The 16898-nt window shown below is 59.4% G+C and carries 15 protein-coding genes; 7 read left to right on the forward strand and 8 right to left on the reverse strand.

The window, feature by feature from the left end:
• Positions 1-60: 60 nt before the first annotated feature.
• Genes emhC through emhA form a run of 3 tightly spaced genes read right to left on the reverse strand, consistent with a single transcriptional unit; the run spans position 61 to position 5843 of the window.
• The gene (emhC, locus tag ACXPVS_RS23520; protein WP_458512030.1) at positions 61-1521 is read right to left on the reverse strand and encodes an efflux RND transporter outer membrane subunit EmhC; all 1461 of its coding nucleotides are present in this window, start codon (positions 1519-1521) and stop codon (positions 61-63) included.
• Positions 1521-4682: an efflux RND transporter permease subunit EmhB gene (gene emhB / locus ACXPVS_RS23525; RefSeq protein WP_458512031.1), complete on the reverse strand. Its 3162-nt coding sequence runs from the start codon at positions 4680-4682 to the stop codon at positions 1521-1523. Before emhB ends, emhC begins: the two co-directional genes overlap by 1 nt.
• A 3-nt stretch (positions 4683-4685) precedes the next feature.
• On the reverse strand, positions 4686-5843 hold the full coding sequence (emhA, locus tag ACXPVS_RS23530) for an efflux RND transporter periplasmic adaptor subunit EmhA (RefSeq protein ID WP_458512032.1): 1158 nt from the start codon (positions 5841-5843) through the stop codon (positions 4686-4688).
• A gap of 264 nt (positions 5844-6107) precedes the next feature.
• On the opposite strand from emhA, the gene emhR reads away from it, so the two are divergent.
• Positions 6108-6740, forward strand: coding sequence for an efflux system transcriptional repressor EmhR (emhR, locus tag ACXPVS_RS23535; RefSeq protein ID WP_458512033.1), 633 nt, complete (start codon positions 6108-6110; stop codon positions 6738-6740).
• 869 nt (positions 6741-7609) lie between these two features.
• On the opposite strand, the gene ACXPVS_RS23540 is transcribed toward emhR, so the two are convergent.
• The 3 genes from ACXPVS_RS23540 to ACXPVS_RS23550 are packed head-to-tail and all read right to left on the reverse strand — an operon-like array spanning position 7610 to position 10184.
• On the reverse strand, positions 7610-8659 hold the full coding sequence (locus ACXPVS_RS23540) for an alkene reductase (protein WP_458512034.1): 1050 nt from the start codon (positions 8657-8659) through the stop codon (positions 7610-7612).
• Positions 8660-8680: 21 nt separating this feature from the next.
• Positions 8681-9847, reverse strand: coding sequence for an MFS transporter (locus tag ACXPVS_RS23545; protein WP_458512035.1), 1167 nt, complete (start codon positions 9845-9847; stop codon positions 8681-8683).
• Positions 9848-9881: 34 nt separating this feature from the next.
• Positions 9882-10184, reverse strand: coding sequence for an ArsR/SmtB family transcription factor (locus ACXPVS_RS23550; RefSeq protein ID WP_458512036.1), 303 nt, complete (start codon positions 10182-10184; stop codon positions 9882-9884).
• A 170-nt stretch (positions 10185-10354) separates the two neighbouring features.
• Between ACXPVS_RS23550 and ACXPVS_RS23555 the strand changes: the two genes are divergently transcribed.
• Entirely contained in the window at positions 10355-10960 is a 606-nt protein-coding gene (locus ACXPVS_RS23555) for an acyl carrier protein phosphodiesterase (protein ID WP_458512037.1), read from the forward strand.
• Here the strand turns inward: ACXPVS_RS23555 and ACXPVS_RS23560 are convergent.
• Both ACXPVS_RS23560 and olsB read right to left on the reverse strand, forming a co-directional pair.
• Positions 10957-11748, reverse strand: coding sequence for a lysophospholipid acyltransferase family protein (locus tag ACXPVS_RS23560; RefSeq protein WP_458512038.1), 792 nt, complete (start codon positions 11746-11748; stop codon positions 10957-10959). The genes ACXPVS_RS23555 and ACXPVS_RS23560 overlap by 4 nt on opposite strands.
• Complete coding sequence (gene olsB / locus ACXPVS_RS23565) at positions 11748-12503, reverse strand: L-ornithine N(alpha)-acyltransferase (RefSeq protein WP_008152922.1); 756 nt, start codon at positions 12501-12503, stop codon at positions 11748-11750. The genes ACXPVS_RS23560 and olsB overlap by 1 nt, the downstream gene beginning before the upstream one ends.
• 154 nt (positions 12504-12657) lie before the next feature.
• Between olsB and ACXPVS_RS23570 the strand changes: the two genes are divergently transcribed.
• From ACXPVS_RS23570 to ACXPVS_RS23590, 5 genes are all read left to right on the forward strand, one after another.
• Positions 12658-13545 (forward strand): acyl-CoA dehydrogenase, encoded by an 888-nt coding sequence (locus ACXPVS_RS23570; RefSeq protein WP_458512039.1) that lies wholly within the window; start codon positions 12658-12660, stop codon positions 13543-13545.
• A 60-nt stretch (positions 13546-13605) separates the two neighbouring features.
• Positions 13606-14700 (forward strand): serine hydrolase domain-containing protein, encoded by a 1095-nt coding sequence (locus tag ACXPVS_RS23575; RefSeq protein ID WP_458512040.1) that lies wholly within the window; start codon positions 13606-13608, stop codon positions 14698-14700.
• Positions 14697-15026 (forward strand): amidase, encoded by a 330-nt coding sequence (locus ACXPVS_RS23580; protein ID WP_458512041.1) that lies wholly within the window; start codon positions 14697-14699, stop codon positions 15024-15026. Before ACXPVS_RS23575 ends, ACXPVS_RS23580 begins: the two co-directional genes overlap by 4 nt.
• 103 nt (positions 15027-15129) lie before the next feature.
• Entirely contained in the window at positions 15130-15720 is a 591-nt protein-coding gene (locus tag ACXPVS_RS23585) for a YceI family protein (RefSeq protein WP_458512042.1), read from the forward strand.
• Position 15721: 1 nt separating this feature from the next.
• Entirely contained in the window at positions 15722-16879 is a 1158-nt protein-coding gene (locus ACXPVS_RS23590; RefSeq protein ID WP_458512043.1) for a phospholipase D-like domain-containing protein, read from the forward strand.
• The last annotated feature ends 19 nt before the right edge of the window (positions 16880-16898 follow it).

Below are 16898 nucleotides of genomic sequence, written 5' to 3' on the forward strand. Positions count from 1 at the left end.
CACTTTTTCAAACTCAACAAAAAGCCCACCAATTGGTGGGCTTCTTGTTTTACAGCGCTATCAGAACAGCTTCAGCTTTGGCGCTTCTTCTTTCAATTGCTCGTTCTTCGCCGTCTGCTCGTTCCAGCCACCACCCAGAGCCTTGTACAGATTGACGGCACTGACCAGTTGCGCCAGACGGTCGGTGATCAGCACCTGTTGGGCACTGAACAGCTGGCGCTGGGCATCAAGGAAGGTCAGGTTGCTGTCGACACCAATGCGATAACGACGCTCCGCCAGACGGTAGTAGTCCTGGTTCGCGGTGACGAAGTCACGCTGGGCCTGCAACTGATCGGTGTAGGTCTGGCGGGCGGCCAGGCCATCGGCGACTTCCTGGAAGGCCGTTTGAATGGACTTCTCGTAGTTCGCCACGCCAATGTCTTTCTGGATTTTTGAATAGTCCAGGCTGGCGCGCAGGCTGCCGGCGTTGAAGATCGGCAGGTTGATTTGCGGTTGGAACAACCAAGTGCCTGAACCGCCCTTGAACAGACCAGACAGATCCGGGCTCAGGCTGCCGGCGTTGGCCGTTAGGCTGATGCTCGGGAAGAACGCCGCCCGTGCCGCGCCGATGTTGGCGTTGGCGGCTTTCAGGTTGTATTCGGCCTGAAGAATGTCCGGACGACGTTGCAGCAAGTCCGATGGCAGACCGGCTGGCACTTCGCTCAGCAGGTCGTCAGCCAATGGCTTGGCCGCTTGCAGGTTGGCCGGGACGCCAGTGCCGAGCAGCAACACCAGGATGTTTTCATCCTGGGCAACTTGACGGGTGTACTTGGCCATTTGCGCGCGGGCGTTTTCCACCGAGGTACGCGACTGGGCCAGATCCAGGGCCGAGGCGACACCCACTTCGTTGCTGCGGGCGGTGAGCTTGTAGCTCTCCTCGAACGCACCCAGGGTGTCCTGGGTCAGTTTCAGCAGTTCCTTATCGGCCTGCCAGGTCAGGTAGGCGTTGGCCACACTGGCTACCAGGCTGATCTGGGTGCTGCGGCGTGCTTCTTCAGTGGCGAAGTACTTTTGCAGGGCTTCTTCGCTCAGGCTGCGAACCCGACCGAACAGGTCGAGTTCATAGGCGCTGATGCCGGCCGTGGCCGAGTAGGAACTGGTGATACCCGCTTCGCCGGTTTGCGACGCCCGAGCCGGGACCCGCTGACGGCTGCCGGTGCCGTTGGCCGACACGGCAGGGAACAGATCGGCACGTTGGATGCGGTATTGAGCCGCAAAGGCGTCGATGTTCAGCGCCGCGACCCGCAGATCTCGGTTGTTTTCCAGGGCGACCGGGATCAGCTGTTGCAGCGCCGGGTCATGGAAAAACTGCTTCCAGCCCTGTTCGGCGGCAGCCTGGGCAGGCGCTTGGGCCGACGAATACGCCGGACCTTGCGGGTACTGGCCCGCCACCGGTGCTTCAGGCTGCTGATAATCGGGTATCAGCGAGCAGCCGCTCAGCACGAAGGCGGCGACTGCGATGGAGAGTAGCGACTTGCTCATTAGCCAGCCTCTTTAGAAGGTTCAATAGCGTCGTCCTGATCGGCGGTTTTACGCTGACCCATGGCCGACACGGTGACGAAAAACAGTGGGACCCAGAAGATCGCCAGGATCGTGGCCGTGAGCATACCGCCAATCACCCCGGTACCGATCGCATGCTGGCTGCCTGAGCCGGCGCCGGTGGAAATCGCCAGAGGTACCACACCGAGGACGAAGGCAAGCGAGGTCATGATGATCGGTCGCAAACGCATCCGGCAGGCTTCGATCGCGGCATCGCGCAGGCTACGCCCTTGTTCATGCAGTTCCTTGGCAAACTCGACAATCAAAATGGCGTTTTTCGCCGCCAGACCGATAGTTGTCAACAGACCCACCTGGAAATACACGTCGTTGGACAGACCGCGCAGGCTGGTCGCCATCAGCGCACCGATGACCCCCAGCGGCACCACCAACATCACCGCGATCGGGATCGACCAGCTTTCGTACAGCGCCGCCAGACACAGGAACACCATCAGCAGCGACAGGGCGTACAACGCTGGCGCTTGCGAACCGGACAACCGTTCCTCGTATGACAGACCGGTCCAGGAAATACCGACACCGGCCGGCAGTTTCTTGGCCAGGGCTTCGACTTCGGCCATGGCCTCACCTGTGGAATAACCGGGCGCTGGAGCACCGAGGATTTCCATTGCTTCTACGCCGTTGTAACGCGACAGCTTCGGTGCACCGTAGATCCACTCACCCTTGGCGAACGCCGAGAACGGAACCATGGTGCCGGCGCTGTTGCGCACATACCATTTCTTGACGTCCTCAGGACTCATTCGCGAGTCTGGCTGGCCTTGTACGTAAACCTTCTTCACCCGACCGCGGTCGATGAAGTCGTTGACGTAGCTACTGCCCAGGGCAATCGACAAGGTGTTGTTGATGTCGGTGAGGGTGATGCCCAGGGCACTGGCCTTCTCGTCATCGATTTCCAGTTGGTATTGCGGTTCGTCGTTCAGGCCGTTGGGACGCACTTGCGACAGAATCTTGCTTTGCGCCGCCATGCCGAGGAACTGGTTACGCGCTTCCATCAGCTTGTCGTGACCGATACCGGCGCGGTCCTGCAGGAACACGTCGAAACCGGTGGCGTTACCCAGTTCCAGTACCGCCGGCGGTGCGAAAGCAAACACCATGGCGTCACGGAAGGTGAAGAAGTGCTGCTGGGCTCGGGCCGCAAGTTTGAACACGCTGTTGTCGGCGTTACGTTCGTCCCACGGTTTGAGCATGATGAACGCCATCCCCGAGCTCTGGCCACGGCCGGCGAAGTTGAAACCGGTCACGGTAAACACCGAAGCCACCGCATCGCCTTCACCTCCGTCCTTGCTCGGACGCAGCAGGAACTCACGCATTTGGTCCACGACCACTTGCGTGCGCTGGGCACTGGAACCGGCCGGGGTTTGTACTTGGGCAAACAGTACGCCCTGGTCTTCTTCCGGCAGAAACGCGGTTGGAATGCGGGTGAACAACCAGATCATGCCGACCAGGATGATGAGATAGGCCAGCAAGTACGGGGCCTTGTTCGAGAGCATATTGCCCACGCCACGCTCGTAGCTTCTGACGCCACGGTCGAAATTGCGGTTGAACCAGCCGAAGAAGCCGCGTTTCGGCACGCCGTGCTCGCCTTTCGGAATCGCCTTGAGCATGGTCGCGCAGAGCGCCGGGGTGAAGATCAGCGCGACCAGTACCGACAAGGCCATGGCCGAGACGATGGTGATCGAGAACTGCTTGTAGATCACACCGGTGGAACCGCTGAAGAACGCCATCGGCAGCAGTACCGCCGACAGCACCAGGGCGATACCGACCAGTGCACCCTGGATCTGCCCCATGGATTTCTTGGTGGCCTCCTTGGGTGACAGGCCTTCTTCGCTCATGACCCGTTCGACGTTCTCCACCACGACGATGGCGTCGTCCACCAGCAAACCGATGGCCAGCACCATACCGAACATGGTCAGTGTGTTGATGCTGAAACCGAACGCCGCGAGGATCCCGAAGGTCCCCAGCAAGACCACGGGCACGGTCATCGTGGTGATGACGGTGGCGCGGAAGTTTTGCAGGAACAGGAACATCACCAGGAACACCAGCACGATCGCTTCGACCAGGGTTTCAACCACGCCCTTGATCGACTCGGTCACCACTGGCGTGGTGTCGTACGGGAACACAATTTCCATCCCTTCCGGGAAGAACGGCTTGAGGGTTTCGATGGTTTTGCGCAGGGCTTTTGCAGTGTCGAGGGCGTTGGCACCGTTGGCCAGTTTCACCGCTAGACCGGAGGCCGGGCTGCCGTTGAACTGGGCGCTGATCGAGTAGTTTTCACCGCCCAGACCGACATCTGCAACGTCGCCGACACGCACTTGCGAGCCGTCCTTGTTGACCTTGAGGAGGATCGCCTTGAACTGCTCGGCGGTCTGCAGGCGGGTCTTGCCGATGATCGTCGCGTTCAGTTGTTGGCCTGCAACGGCCGGCAAACCGCCGAGTTGACCGGACGACACCTGAACGTTTTGAGCCGCGATGGCGGTTTTCACGTCCACCGGGGTCAGGTTGAAGTTGTTCAACTTGGCCGGGTCGAGCCAGATCCGCATCGCGTACTGGGCACCGAAGACCTGGAAGTCGCCGACGCCGGCGGTCCGCGAGATCGGGTCCTGCATGTTCGACACGATGTAGTTGGACAGATCGTCCTTGGTCATGCTGCCGTCGCGCGACACCACACCGATCACCATCAGGAAGTTTTTCACTGCCTTGGTCACACGGATACCCTGTTGCTGCACTTCTTGCGGTAGCAGCGGGGTGGCCAGGTTCAGCTTGTTCTGGACCTGAACCTGCGCGGTATCGGAGTTGGTGCCCTGCTCGAAGGTCGCGGTAATGGTCATGCTGCCGTCGGAGTTACTTTCCGAGGAGACATAACGCAGATTATCGATACCGTTGAGCTGTTGCTCGATCACTTGCACCACGGTGTCCTGCACGGTTTGTGCGGACGCGCCAGGGTAGGTCACAGAGATGGCGATCGCTGGCGGGGCGATGCTCGGGTATTGGTTGATCGGCAACTTGAGGATCGATAGTGCCCCGACCAGCATGATCACCAGGGCAATTACCCAGGCGAAAATCGGACGGTCGATAAAAAATTTCGACATGGTTTACTCCCCTTTGCCGCTGGAAGCCTTATCAGCTACTTTTGCGGGGGCCGGGTTCTTTGCGCCAACGTTTGTCGCCTCGCTGGCTTTGACTTCAATGCCAGGTTTGACGAATTGCAGTCCTTCGGTGATCAGACGATCGCCGGCCTTCAGACCGTCTTCGATCAGCCACTGGCTACCGACAGTACGGCTGGCCTTGAGCTGACGCAGTTCGACCTTGTTGTCCGGACCGACGACCAGTGCGGTCGGGGAGCCTTTGAGGTCACGGGTCACGCCTTGTTGCGGAGCAAGGATCGCCGCGCTGTTCACACCGGCCTGCAATTGGGCGTGTACAAACATGCCTGGCAGCAGGGTGTGGTCAGGGTTGGGGAATACCGCACGCAAGGTCACGGAGCCGGTGGTCTGGTCCACCGAGACCTCGGAGAACTCGAGCTTGCCTTCCCGTTTGTACTGGCTGCCGTCTTCGAGGGTCAGCTTGACCGCGGCCGCGTTGTCGCCAGACTTTTGCAGACGACCGCTTTCCAGTTCGCGGCGCAGTTCCAGCAACGCGACGGAAGACTGGGTTACGTCGACGTAGATCGGGTCGAGTTGCTGAATCACCGCCATCGCGTCGACCTGGCCGCTGGTGACCAGCGCGCCTTCAGTCACGGTAGAACGGCCGATGCGGCCGGAGAGTGGCGCGTAAACCTTGGTGTAGCGCACATTGATCTGGGCGCTTTGCAGGGCGGCTTCCGATTGCAAACGGTTGGCCAGGGCCGTGTCGTATTCCTGACGGCTGACCGCTTGTTCGTTGACCAGTTGCTTGTAGCGATCCGAAATCGATTTGGTCTGCTGCAGATTGGCTTCGGCGCTTTTCAGGGTGGCGCCATAAACGGCCGGATCAATCTGATACAGCTGCTGGCCGGCCTTGACGTCGCCGCCTTCCTTGAACAGGCGCTTGAGAATGATGCCGTTGACCTGAGGGCGAACTTCGGCGATGCGGTAGGCGCTGGTACGGCCCGGAAGCTCGGAAGTCAGGGTGAAGGCTTGAGGTTGCAGAGTAACGACGCCGACCTGAGGGGGTGGTGCGGCAGGTGCCGCTTCTTCCTTTTTGCATCCGCTGAGCAGCGATGCCAAGGCGAGGGCGGTGACCAGAGCGGTAACAGCTGGCTTGAATTGCATGAAAATCCTCGGGTCAGGCGCGCAAATTGCGCACTAGAAATGTGGAAAGGTAAAAATGTGTGCTGAGTGGATAAGTAGCTTGCTAAGGAATATACTTACGTTCATGGTTGTTTGTAAATACCTTGGCCGCGTATCCATACCATTACAAAAGCCGTTCAAGGGTTCGAATTGTAGGCCGGGGACGACGCCCGAGAGCGCTCGCCCCACTTTTATTCAGCGAATGTTCAGACATCGCTGAAGCATCCTGATTGAGGTTGTACTGCCATGGTCCGTCGTACCAAAGAGGAAGCTCAAGAAACTCGCAGCCGGATACTGGAAGCGGCAGAAAAAGCCTTTTACGAAAGGGGCGTGGCGCGCACGACCCTGGCGGATATCGCTGCCCTGGCCGGGGTCACGCGAGGTGCCATTTACTGGCATTTCAGCAACAAGGCGGATTTGGTGCAGGCCATGCTTGATACCTTGCAAGAGCCGCTGGAGGAAATGGCCAAGGCCAGTGAAAGCGAAGATGAACTTGACCCCTTGGGCTGCATGCGCAAGCTGTTGATTCATTTGTTTCATCAAGTTGCCCTGGACCCGAAAACCCGACGCATCAATGAGATTCTGTTTCATAAGTGCGAATTCACCGATGAAATGTGCGACCTGCGCCAGCAGCGCCGAGAGGTCAGCCTTGATTGCAATGTGCGAATCGCCCTCGCGCTGAGTAATGCGGTCAATCGGGGGCAGTTACCGGAAAATCTCGATACGGCCCGTGCAGCCATCAGTCTGCATGCGTACATCGACGGCATCCTGTATCAGTGGCTGTTGGCGCCCGACAGCTTTGAACTGCACATCGACGCCGAGCGTTGGGTCGATACAGGATTGGACATGCTGCGCTTGAGTCCCAGCCTGCGCAAATGAAACAAGATACGTAATTGGATCCGGTGGTGACAATAGACACGGGCGAAAGATTATCTCTTTGCTCGCGTCGTTGTGATGGGGTGCTCTTATATACGGAGGTGCGTCAGTTTGACAGGCAGCGAGCTACGTATTTTGTATGAATTTTGTGTCACCGGTGCGATGAGCGTGAGCCAGGTTACTGATTCAGTCACATGGGGTTAGCGCTCGCGCTGCAAAATCCCGGACGGGGTCACCTCCATCAGCCCAAGGTGATTTCCACATCGGTATGACCAATTGATGTGACAGTGTTTTTTATTTTCGCCACGGATAGGCGTAGTTATAATCGAATTCGGATTTGAACGCGGTGTGGCCCTGAGGTAGAAGTTGGCACGACTCACGCTCTGATTTACCCAAGGGCACACTGATCTGTGCCATTTTAAATGTGTGAGATGTGTTGTTGATTATTTTTACAATCACACGTGTATGTCTCGAGTCTTTCTTTTTATTTCGCCATTGTTCGATCTGCTGGTTCAGGGCGCGCCGTGACTCGGACGCCTGCAGAAAACCAAAAAGTTCTACCTAGGCCTTGCCTACCAGATCGTCCAGTACCGCCTGGTTTTCTTCGCTGTCGGGTTGCTCAATAGTGGTCATGTCGATTCCTTTCGATACAGTGCGTGGCGAGACTGTCCTGCAGCAGTAAAACATTGCTGCTGTTTGTGGGTCGAGTATCCATATTGTTCGTGAGTGTCGAAAGCGAGTGATGGTGTTTGAATGTGTTGGGTAAGTAAGCGTTAGTTGATAATTGAGTGTTGGTTTGCGGTCGAAAGTTGTTATAAATAAAAAAGCCCCGGCTCTTTAGAGTCGGGGCTTTGTGTTTCAGAGGTTCACTCTTACAACACAGGGTAGTCGATGTAGCCAACCGCGCCCTTGGAATAAAACAGCTCAGGACGTGGCTCATTCAGCGGCGCATCCGCCTTCAAACGTGCCGGCAGGTCCGGGTTGGCAATGAATGGCACGCCGAAGGCCACCGCATCGGCCTTGCCGCTGGCGAGCCAGGCGTTGGCGCTGTCTTTGGTGAAGCGTTCGTTGACGATATACGGGCCGCCGAACGCTTCTTTCAATTGTGGACCCAGGCTGTCGCCATCTTCTTTCTCGCGGGAGCAGATGAAGGCGATGCCACGTTTGCCCAGTTCGCGAGCGACGTAAGTGAAGGTCTCGGACAGGTTGTCGTCGCCCATGTCATGGAGATCGGCACGGGGTGACAGGTGCATACCCACACGGCCCGCGCCCCAGACTTCGATCGCCGCATCAGTCACTTCCAACAACAGGCGCGCACGATTTTCCACGGAACCGCCATAGTTGTCGGTGCGCTGGTTGGTGCTGCTTTGCAGGAACTGGTCGAGCAGGTAACCGTTGGCGCCATGGATTTCCACACCGTCGAAACCGGCCGCCTTGGCGTTCTCGGCACCGACGCGGTAGGCGTCGACGATGTCGGCGATTTCAGCAGTTTCCAGGGCGCGTGGGGTTGGGAAGTCGGCCAGCGGGCGAACCAGGCTGACATGGCCTTTTGGCTGAATAGCGCTTGGTGCGACCGGCGCTTCGCCGCCCAGGTACGACCCGTGGGAAATACGGCCGACGTGCCACAGTTGCAGGAAAATCTTGCCGCCCGCGCCGTGGATCGCTTTGGTCACATTGGCCCAGCCACGCACTTGATCGTTGGACCAGATACCCGGGGTGTCCGGGTAGCCGACGCCCATCGGCGTGACCGAAGTGGCCTCGCTGAGGATCAGGCCGGCCGAGGCGCGTTGTACGTAGTACTCGGCCATCAGTGCGTTTGGCACGCGGCCTTCGTCGGCGCGGCAGCGGGTCAGCGGTGCCATGATGATGCGGTTGGCCAACTCGAGGTCGCCCAGTTTGATCGGATCGAAAATAGTGGTCATGAAATAGCTCTCTTGTAGAGATCAGTTGGTAGCGGGGGCCAGTTCGGGGTTACCGTTCTGACGGAAAGTAATCAGGGTCACCAGCAGGGCGAGAACCGCCAGTGCGGCTGCCGCGAGAGGCACGCGGGTCAAGCCGAAACCGTGGGCGATGACGCTGCCACCGACCCAGGCACCCAGTGCGTTGCCGATATTGAAAGCGCCGATGTTCAGGGTCGACACCAGGTTCGGTGCGGCTTTGCCGTAGGTCACCACGTTCACTTGCAGGGCGGGCACGGCGGCAAAGCACGCGGTGGCCCAGAGGAACAGGGTTATTTCGGCAGGAATCAGCGCAACGCTGGTCCAGGTCAGTGCGGTGGAGATCACGGCCATCGAGATAAAGACGCCGATCAACGTTGCCGCCATGCTTTTGTCAGCCAACTTGCCGCCGATGATGTTGCCAACCGTCAGGCCCAGGCCGATGAGCATCAGGGTCCAGGTCACGCCTTTGGGCGAGATGCCGGTGACACCGCCGAGCAGCGGCGCGACATAGGTGAACAGGGTGAATACCGACGCCGCGAACAACGCTGTCATGCTCAACGACAGCCAGATCCCGGCGCCTTTGAGGGCACGCAGTTCGGCGCGCATGTCGAGTTTCTCTTCATCTCGCTTGGCCGGCAGGAAACGGATCAGGCCGATCAATGCGATCACCCCAATCACGGTCACCGCCCAGAAGGTTGAACGCCAGCCGGCTTCTTGTCCGAGGGCGGTGCCCAGCGGAACGCCAAGCACGTTGGCCAGGGTCAGGCCGGTGAACATCAGAGCCACCGCCGAAGCACGCTTGTTCGCCGGTACCAGGCCTGCGGCCACTACCGAACCGATACCGAAGAACGCACCGTGGCAGAGGGCGGTCACCACACGGGCAAACATCAGCACGTTGTAGTCGGTGGCCATTGCGCAGAGCAGGTTGCCGACGATGAAGATCCCCATCAACGCGACCAGCGCGGCCTTGCGCGGCAATCGAGAGGTGGCCAGTGCCATGAACGGCGCACCGATGGCCACGCCCAGAGCGTAACCGGTCACCAGCCAGCCGGCGCCGGGGATCGACACACCGAGGTCGGCCGCCACATCGGGCAGCAAGCCCATGATGACGAACTCGGTGGTGCCGATGGCGAAGGCGCTCAAGGCCAGAATGAGTAGCGAGAGGGGCATTGTTGATTCCTTATCGGCGTACTGACGTAAAGGGTCAGAGCTCTTTGCTGAAAGTTTTGAGGAATTCCTGGATGGTTTCCTCATTACGTTTGAAAAAATGCCATTGGCCGACTTTGCGGCTGCTGATCAGGCCGGCGCGTTGCAGGGTTGCCAGGTGCGCAGACACCGTGGACTGCGACAAACCGCAACGTTGATCGATCTGCCCGGCGCAGACGCCGTGCTCGTTGCTGTGGGACTGGTCGGGAAATTCGACAATCGGGTCTTTGAGCCAGTGCAGGATTTCTCGCCGTACTGGGTGTGCCAGGGCTTTTATTATTTCGTCGAGGTCGATGGTCATGGTTTGGGCTCGTGATGAGTAAAACGCTATATCGCGATGGGGCGAACTTTAAATCGGTGCTTCGCGATATACCAATATGATTTTGATCTGATAACCGTGTAATTCGGTATATCGAGTTATAACGATATATTGGGTGTAACGATACAAAGCCGCAGTGCTAAGCTGCGCGCATGAACTATCTCGCACATCTGCACCTCGGTGGCCAACGCCCCGGTCAATTGCTCGGCAGCCTATATGGCGATTTCGTCAAAGGGCGGCTGCAAGGGCAGTTCGATCCGGAGATTGAAGCGGCCATTCAGCTGCATCGCAGCATCGATGTCTTTACCGACCGCCATCCGTTGGTGGGCGTTTCGTTGTCGCGGTTTTCCATGACCCGCAGGCGTTACGCCGGGATTGTGCTCGACGTGTTTTTCGACCATTGCCTGGCGCGTGACTGGACGCTTTACTCGGGGCTGCCACTGCAGCAGTTCACGTCGGGTGTGTACCGGGTGCTGTCCGCGGAGGCGCAATTGCCGGAACGTCTGGCGCAGATCGCACCACACATGGTGGCCAATGACTGGTTGGGTTCTTATCGGGAATTTGCGGTACTTGAGCAAGTGCTGCGAGGGATTTCAAGGAGACTGACACGGCCGGAGGAGTTGGCCGCAGCGATGCAGGAATTGCGGGTGTTGTATGAACCGTTGAGCGATGACTTTCGGTTGTTCTATCCGCAGCTTCAGCAGTTTGCACGAAACAATGTGGGAGCAGGCTCGCTCCCACCGGGGATGTGTGTTTAAGCCGCGATCGCGGGGTGCAGCGGTTCCGGTTGAGTCTGCGCAATCGCTCCAAATAACGCCTTCTGCACTGCCTGCTGCGCCTCGAACGCCAGTGCCGCACGCTCGCGACCTTCGCAAGCGATCGGCTTGAGCAAATGAATCTCCACGTCCCCCCGATCATGGGTAAACAAGCGCATCAAGTGCGAGAGCAAATCGTCATCACCAATGAACGGCGCCAGCGAATCGAGCTCTCCGTCACGCAGATAACGAATCGCCACCGGCTGCAACTTCACGTCGGAGTCGATCGCCGCAGACAGTAATCGACCGTGGAACGTACGCAACGAACGGCCGTCAGTGGTCGTGCCTTCCGGGAACATCAGCAACGGATGTTCGTGCTCCAGATGACGGGTCATCTGTTTGCGAATCAACTGACTGTCGCCCGCCCCCCGGCGAATGAACAAGCTTCCAGCCTTGGCCGCCAACCAGCCGGCCACCGGCCAGGTACGGACCTCGGCCTTGGACAGGAACGACAGCGGCGTGAGCATGCCCAGCAGTGGTATGTCGGTCCAGGACACATGGTTGCTGACCCAGAGCATCGGCGCCTTAGGCAATTCACCGTGCAGGGTCACGCGAAAGGGCAGGGCATGGCTCAGGCGCGCCATGAAAAATCGCGACCAGCGCTGGCGACGGACCATTGAATGAGCAATCCCCAAACGCTCGAATAGCCCAAACACGCCTGCCATGCTCAAACCCAGCGTCACCACCACCAACACTCGCGCAATCCGCGCGTACACCCGTAACCGACCCATCACACGGCCGCCTTGAAATGCTTGGCATAACGCGGGCAGAGTTCGTCGCGCTTGAGCAGGATGAATACGTCGGCGACCTGGAAATCTTCGTCCCAGCACGGTTCGCCGCAGATCTTCGCGCCAAGACGCATGTAGGCCTTGAGCAGCGGTGGCATTTCGGCGATGACGTTGGACGGGATATCGAGGCTCGGCAGCGGCTTTTTCGGTTCGGCCCGCAGGTGTTCCGTACACAGATAACGTTCGCGCAGGCGCTGCATGATCGCGTGGGCCTGGATGCCGCCATCCTGCATTGGAATGCTCGCGCACCCCATCAAATAGCTGTAGCCGCCCTGGTTCAGCACTTCGGCCAGTTCGCCCCAGAGTACGGCGATAGTGCCGCCGTTGCGGTAGGCCGGGTCGACGCAAGTACGGCCGATTTCCAGGATCGGGCCCTTCAAGTGGACCAGGCCATGCAGGCTGAATTCTTCTTCGCTGTAGAACTTGCCCAGGCTGCTGGCGGCCGTGTGGTCGAGCAAACGGGTGGTCGCCACCAGACGCCCGGTGTTCAAGTCACGCACGCCGATGTGGGCGCAGTGAACATCATAGTCATCCATGTCCAGACCCAGCTCCGCGCCTTTCAGCTTGGCGTTGAATTCGCCGCTGAACACGTTGAAGCGCAAGGCCTGGGCTTCCTGCAAGGCTTCGGCGCCTACCAGGCGTTCGGCTTGCAGGCGGCGTTCGTTGCCGGTATCGCTGATGCGGGCGATCTGAGTCATTGCGAATCTCCATACGGGCCGGTCACCCGTCTTGGGTTGCAGCCGATCAACTTTCTTTATGCCGCCGTGTTGTGCAAAGTCAGGCTATGTAGCCCCGGTGTCATCGCCATGAAGCTTTGGTGATGCTTATATGACAGCCCACGAGGAGCCTCTTATGTCCTGGCAAAACCTGCTGCGCCGCCGCGATCGTCTGCCCGCCAACCCGGACCTGGGCGAAAGTTTCGCGACCTTGTTGCACCCGTTGGGCAGCGTCACGCCGTTCGAATTGGCGGTGGCCGGGGGGCGTTTGATGTCGACGCCGGGGCTGGCATTTCTGGTGGGCTATCAGGCAGCGTTGCGCATGCTCTGGCCGAGCGCGCCGCTGAGCCTCGGCGCCTTGTGTGCGACCGAACAGCGCAGTCTGCGGGTAGCGGACATGCAAACCCGGCTGCACGACTTGCGTCTGAGCGGGCGCAAGGATTTTGTCACCGCAGGCGATGCCGCCGACTGGCTGCTGATTGCTGCTCGCAGCGAAGCGCCCGACGAAAAACCGCGCCTGAGTCTGGCGGTGGTCTATCCCGATGAACCGGGCGTGCGTCTGGAGAAACTACCGGCGATCCCGTTGATGCCAGACATCAGTCATGGTCGGCTGTTTCTCGATAACGCTCAGTGCGAACTGTTGGCGGGGGATGGCTGGGACGCTTACATCAAACCGTTCCGCACCCTAGAAGACATTTACGTTCTGAGCGCCATGACCGCCTGGCTGTACGGCATCGCTCAGGACAGCGACTGGCCGCAAGCCTTGCAACTGCGTTTGCTGGCGCTGCTGGCCGGGTGTGCGGAAGTCAGCCGGCAGGCACCCAGTAGTCCGTCTGGGCATGTGTTGCTCGCAGGCCTGTTTGCGCAGTTCGATGGGCTCAAGGCCGAGGTGACTCAGGCACTGGCCGATGGCCCGCAGCATTGGGCGGCGATGTGGCAGCGTGATCAGGGTGTGATGGATTTGGCGACGAGTGCGCGGGGGAAGCGATTGGCCAAGGCGTTGACAGCCTTAATGACGACGTAGTTTTTGAACTGTCATTTATCTCGGCTAGGCTCAGCCAGTTCTTCCCTCCGAGCCCACGCCATGTTCAAAGGCTTGTCCCTGGTTTTTATGCTCCTGCTCAGCTTCACGGCCCACGCCGAATATTGGCCTGCCGCGCAATGGTCGACCGGCCCGACAGTCACCGGGCCGGCGCTTCAAGCCCTGGAGACTTACGCCTTCCCACCCCGCGATGAGGCCACCCGAAATGGCATCCGCACCGACGCTTTGCTGGTGATCCGCGACGGTCAACTGATCTACGAACGTTACGCCGCCCCGACCACCGCCGACACCCCGCACCTGACCTGGTCCATCAGCAAAAGCCTGATGGCCACGGTCCTCGGTGTGGCCTATGGCGAAGGTCTGTTCAAGCTCCAGGACCCGGTACGGAAATTTTATCCATCGCTAGAAAAACGCCCGACGATGACCATGGCCGATCTGCTGCATTGGGCCTCGGGTCTGGACTGGCAGGAAGACTATGAATACGCGCCATTGAAGTCCTCGGTGGTCGCGATGCTTTACACCCGTGGTCACCCGGACATGGCCGCGTTCACCGTCGATCACGGTGAATTCGCCGAACCCGGTCAGGCGTTCCGTTACTCCAGCGGCGACAGTAATTTGTTATCCGCTGCGCTGAAAACCATCGTCGGCCCGACCCGCTATCCGGACTATCCATGGACTGCTCTGTTCGAACCTTTGGGGATTCGCCACGCCGTCTGGGAACGCGATGCCACGGGAACCTTCGTCGCGTCGTCCTATGCCTACCTCACCGCCAGGGATCTGGCCCGGGTTGGTCTGCTGATGGCCCGCGACGGTCGTTGGGGCGAGCAGCAATTGCTGCCCAAGGACTGGGTTTCTTTCAACCGCGAGCCGTTCGCCCGCTATCAAACCCATCAGGATGACGCGGTACCCGGCGGCCATTGGTGGCTCAATCGAGCATTGGACGGCGCGGCAAAACCATGGCCCGATGCTCCCGCCGAGACCTTCGCGGCGTTGGGGCATTGGGGTCAGGCAATGTACGTGATTCCCGGCGAAAACCTGGTGATCGTGCGTTATGGCGATGACCGCGACGGCAGCTACCAGCACAACGATTTGCTCAAGTTCACGCTCAAGGCATTTGCCGCGAAGGTGCAGCCATGAACCGTCGCCGCTTTGTTCGTCGTCGACCGTTCAGCACGCTGTTGTTGATCCTGCTGATCGCCTTGCTCGGCTGGATCTGGCAGGAGCGCGCGGCGCTGTGGGCGTTCCCGGACATCATCAGCGCCTACACGGCCAAGGAATACTGTTCGTGCCGTTACGTGATGAACAACCCTGCCGAGTACTGCCACCGCTATGTGAAACAGTGGCTGCCGACCAGTGGCTTTACCGATGACGCCGCCAGCAAGCGCGTTTCGGTCAGCGGCATGGGCCGCAGCAACAGCGCCGCTTGGGTCGACGAGCGCCACGGTTGCCGCCTGAGTCCCTGAACACCACTGTTCTTGTAGCTGCACGCTTCGCCAGCGGCTACAAGTTTGCAATTGGCTCACGGGCGGTTAAGGTTCGTGCAAGTTTATCTGCCCACGAGTCTCTATGTTCAACCGCTTCCTCTGCAAAACCCTCGCCTTGCTGCTGTTGGCCGGTGCCACCCTGTCGGCCCACGCCGATTGGTATCTGGACGGCGAGTCCTCGCGGCTGTCGTTCATCAGCACCAAAAACGCCAACATTTCTGAGGTGCAACGCTTTCTGGTGCTGCACGGCAAGGTCGATCCCAAAGGCCTGGCCGAGGTGAAAGTCGAGATGGACTCGGTCAACAGTGGCATCCCGCTGCGCGATGAACGCATGCGCAAAGACCTGTTTGAAATCAAGGCGTTCCCCGACGCACTGATCACCGCGCAGATTGATCTACGCCCGATCAACGATCTGGCGCCTGGCGCGCAACTTGAATTGCGCCTGCCGCTGACCGTCAACCTGCATGGCAAACAACACGAATACAACGCCGAACTGCTGGCAACCCGTCTCGATGACCGACGCTTCCAGGTGGTGACCCTCGAACCGCTGATCATCAATGCCGCGGATTTCGACCTGGTCCCTGGCCTGGAAAGCTTGCGCAAGGTCGCCGGTTTGTCGGCCATCAGTCTGTCGGTGCCGGTGGGTGCGGTCCTGATTTTCACGGCGCGCTAACATGGCCGGCGCGATTTTCCCCTGGCGTGAAGGCAACCGTTTTGAGTTGTTGATCGACGGTCCGCAGTTTTTCCCACGGATGTTGGTCGCGATTGCCCGCGCCGAAGAGCAGGTTGAATTGGAACTGTACCTGGTGGAGGCGGGAGCCTGTGCCGAGGCGATGGTTCTGGCGTTGGTCCAGGCTGCCGAACGAGGGGTGCGCGTGCGCTGTCTGTTCGATGATTACGGCAGCCTCGCGTTCACCCTGACCTTGCGTCAGCGTTTGATCGTCGCGGGTGTCGATCTGCGCTTCTACAATCGCCTGAGCTGGCGGCGTTGGGTGGGCAACTTCTACCGCGATCATCGCAAGCTGTTGCTGGTCGATCAGAGCATGGCCGTGGTGGGCGGCACCGGGGTGACCGATGAATTCTGGACGCCGGGCGAAAACACCAGCGAATGGCACGAAGTGATGGTGGAAATCACCGGTCCCTTGGTCATCGACTGGCAGTTGCTGTTTGACCGCCAATGGATCGCCAACCGGCATCGGCGCGCCTGGAAACCCGCCTCGTATTTCGGCTTGCCACGTTTGCCACGCGTGCCGTCCATGGGCGAAGGCATGGGCCGGGTCGCCTATGCCGACGCCCGCCAGCACCGGGACATCCTGCAATCGTTGATTCGCGCGTTGAACAGCGGCCAGCGACGGATCTGGCTGGCGACGCCGTATTTCCTGCCAACCTGGAAAGTTCGCCGCTCATTGCGCCGCGCTGCCGCCCGAGGCGTCGACGTGCGGCTGCTGCTGACCGGCCCGCGTACCGATCACCCGTCGGTGCGCTACGCCGGGCATCGTTACTACCCGCGATTGCTCAAGGCCGGGGTGAAGATCTTCGAATACCAGCCGTGTTTCCTGCACCTGAAAATGGTCTTGGTTGACGATTGGGTGAGCATCGGCTCGTGCAATTTCGATCACTGGAATTTGCGCTTCAACCTGGAAGCCAACCTCGAGGCGCTGGCCCCAAGGTTGACGCGGGCGGTGGCGGCGAGTTTCGAGACAGATTTTGCGCAGAGCCTTGAAGTCAGTCTGGATGCATGGCAACGCCGGCCGCTGTGGCGGCGGGCGAAGCAAAGGATTTGGGGGTGGGTGGATCGGTTGGTAGTGATTCTGCTGGATCGACGAGGATAGTCGTCATACCCCAACCACT

It is taken from the genome of Pseudomonas sp. Ma2-10 (assembly GCF_054330215.1).